This window comes from Streptomyces sp. SBT349, from assembly GCF_001083795.1.
Classification (GTDB): Bacteria; Actinomycetota; Actinomycetes; order Streptomycetales; family Streptomycetaceae; genus Streptomyces.
This window is the reverse complement of the sequence record NZ_LAVK01000576.1, coordinates 1-2645: the sequence shown is the minus strand read 5'-3', so window position 1 is coordinate 2645 and position 2645 is coordinate 1. Positions and strand designations below refer to the sequence as shown.

The following is a 2645-nucleotide window of genomic DNA, read 5'->3' as shown; positions in this document are numbered from 1 at the left end:
CCCCAGGCCCGTCTCGGGGCCCCTTCCCCGGCCCGTCCCCTGGGCGTACATCCGCGCGATCACATCCTCGATGTCCGGCTCCCTCAACGACAGGTCCACCAGCGGATATCCCTCGGCGACCCGGGCGACCAGCGGGGCCGCGCTCGCCGAGGCCGGAAACGCCAGCCACTGCCGGGGTCCCTCCACCCGGACGGTCCGCGCCCCCTCCACCTCGATCGGCGCGAGCTCCCGCTCCAGGTCGACCACCAGCGTCCGTTCGCTCTCCCCCACCTCGTGCAACCCGGACAGCTTCCCGTCGTACATCAGCCGCCCGTGATCAATCACCATCACCCGGCGGCACAACTGCTCAATGTCGGTCAGGTCGTGCGTCGTCAGCAGCACCGTCGTGCCCCGCTCCGCGTTGAGGTCCCGCAGAAATCCCCGCACCTTCGCCTTGCTGATCACGTCGAGCCCGATCGTCGGCTCGTCCAGATACAGCACATCCGGGTCGTGCAGCAGCGCCGCCGCGATGTCCCCCCGCATCCGCTGCCCGAGCGACAGCTGCCGCACCGGAACGTCCAGCAGATCACCGAGGTCGAGCAGTTCCACGCACCGGTCCAGGTTCTCCCGGAACCGGCCCGGCTCCACCCGGTACATCCGCCGCACCAGCTGGTACGAGTCCCGCAGCGGCAGATCCCACCAGAGCGTCGTCCGCTGCCCGAACACCACGCCGATCCGCCGCGCCAGCCGCGTCCGCTCCCGCTGCGGATCGAGACCGGCCACGCGCAGCCGCCCACCCGACGGCGTCAGGATCCCCGTCAGCATCTTGATCGTCGTCGACTTGCCCGCGCCGTTCGGCCCGATGTAGCCGACCATCTCACCCCGGGCGACCGTGAACGAGATCCCGTCCACGGCCCGCACCTCCTCGCGCGTCCTCCGCAGCCGCCCGGCCCGCCGCCGCACCTCGAAGACCTTCTCCAGGTCGACGAGTTCGATCAGCGGTCCGCCGCCACCTGCGCGAACACCGGCGCGGGGCGCACCAGCAGCACATCCAGCGTTCCGTCCCTGATCCGGCTCCCCAGCCGGTCCAGATTGCCCAGCAGCAGATCGGCCAGGCCGAGCGACGTGCTCGTGGCCGCGTAGAGCAGCGCCACCTCCGCCACCGTGAAGCCACCCAGAGCCTCGACATGGGCGAACATGATCAGAATTGCGACGAAATCAAGAAACGAACCGGCAGCCGCACCCAAGGTGGTGAGCACAAACGACATCCGGTACGCCATCGACGATCGCACCCACATGGCGACGATCAGCCCGTAGGCGCGCAGTCCCTCACCCACCCTGCACCACCACCTTGCGCGTCGCCAGCGCCTGCACCGCGCGGCCGGCGAGCAGCAGGACCGCGGCCCAGGCGGCCTGGAACGCGAACGCCCCCAGCAGCCCGGCCCCCTCGTGCCGCCCCAGCAGCACATCGGCCGGGACCTGGAGCATCGCGGACCAGGGCAGCCACCGCACCACCTCGCCGAACGCCCCGGGGAACACGGTGAGCGGCAGCAGCATCCCCGAGAAGAAGATGGACAGCAGCGTGCTCACCATGTTCACGCCCGTCCCGTCCAGCATCCAGAACGCGACCAGCGCCACCAGATAGCGGATCGCGAAGCTGACCACGACGGCCAGCACCACCGACCCGAGGAACAGCAGCCAGGTGAAGGGGTCGACGGGCAGCGCCAGGTGGAACGCGAACGCCCCCGCCACCACGGGTATCAGCCCCCGGCCGAGCAGCTGGAAGGCGCCGCGGCCCAGATCGGACGCCAGCCACCACGCCTGGAGATCGACCGGCCGGTACAGGTCGACGGCCACGTCTCCGCTGCGGATGCGCTCCTGCAACTCCTCCTGGAATCCGCCCCCCAGAAGCGAGACCGCGCCGATCAGGCCCTGCCCGATCCAGACGAACGTCAGGGCCTCGGCCTGGTCGTAGCCCCCCAGCTGCGGGCGCTGGGACCACAGGGCCATGAAGGTGTAGGCGAGGATGAAGCCGAAGACCGTGTTGGTGAACACCCCCGCCACGGTGGCGATCCGGTAGGTCGCGTAGCGCCGGAAGCCACTGACGGCCACGGCCCGGTACAGCCCGGACGACCGCATGAGTCCCTCCCTGTTCCGCGCGGTTGCGACAAGCACAAAGCACGAGAGCCTAGTTCGCAGGTCACAGGGGTGGCCACCGGTTTTCGGCGGCACCCGGAGGTCTCAACTTGACACTGTGCGGGCCGATCCGTAAGGTCCTTCGAGCTCGCCCCGGAAAAGGGGAGGGACCCCCAAACGGACCGATGTGGACCGGGCGGTGGATTCCTTCTCACCCGGAGAGCAACTGCTTCCGGCCAAGCCACAGTTCGAGAAATCGAGCCGAATAAAGCGTGGTAGAGTCGGAGACACGAAAGGGAAACACCCGGAGGGTCCTGGAAGGGGCTCGATGGAAGTGTCCGTTCCTTGAGAACTCAACAGCGTGCCAAAAGTCAATGCCAGATTTACTGTGTCGCTATTGGGCACAGATATGGTTTGAAATGTTCAGCGAGAGTCTGTTCTCGGTGGATTGCTTTGAGCATTCACGGAGAGTTTGATCCTGGCTCAGGACGAACGCTGGCGGCGTGCTTAACACATGCAAGTCGAACGCT

General features: G+C 67.7%; 2 protein-coding genes, 1 rRNA gene and 1 pseudogene. 1 reads left to right on the top strand and 3 read right to left on the bottom strand.

Annotated features, from left to right (window positions below; genetic code table 11):
* The 3 genes and pseudogenes from ADY01_RS34780 to ADY01_RS41165 form a co-directional block, all read right to left on the bottom strand.
* The coding region (locus tag ADY01_RS34780; protein ID WP_049580807.1) for an ABC transporter ATP-binding protein at positions 1-978 on the bottom strand (978 nt) is incomplete at its 3' end.
* A pseudogene (locus ADY01_RS41170) lies at positions 978-1277 on the bottom strand (ABC-2 family transporter protein); the annotation flags it as partial. The gene ADY01_RS34780 and the pseudogene ADY01_RS41170, both read right to left, overlap by 1 nt.
* Before the next feature lie 31 nt (positions 1278-1308).
* A complete protein-coding gene (locus tag ADY01_RS41165; RefSeq protein ID WP_049580803.1) occupies positions 1309-2118 on the bottom strand; it encodes an ABC transporter permease in 810 nt (269 codons plus the stop codon).
* A gap of 457 nt (positions 2119-2575) precedes the next feature.
* Between ADY01_RS41165 and ADY01_RS34765 the strand changes: the two genes are divergently transcribed.
* Positions 2576-2645, top strand: a 16S ribosomal RNA gene (locus ADY01_RS34765); the annotation flags it as partial.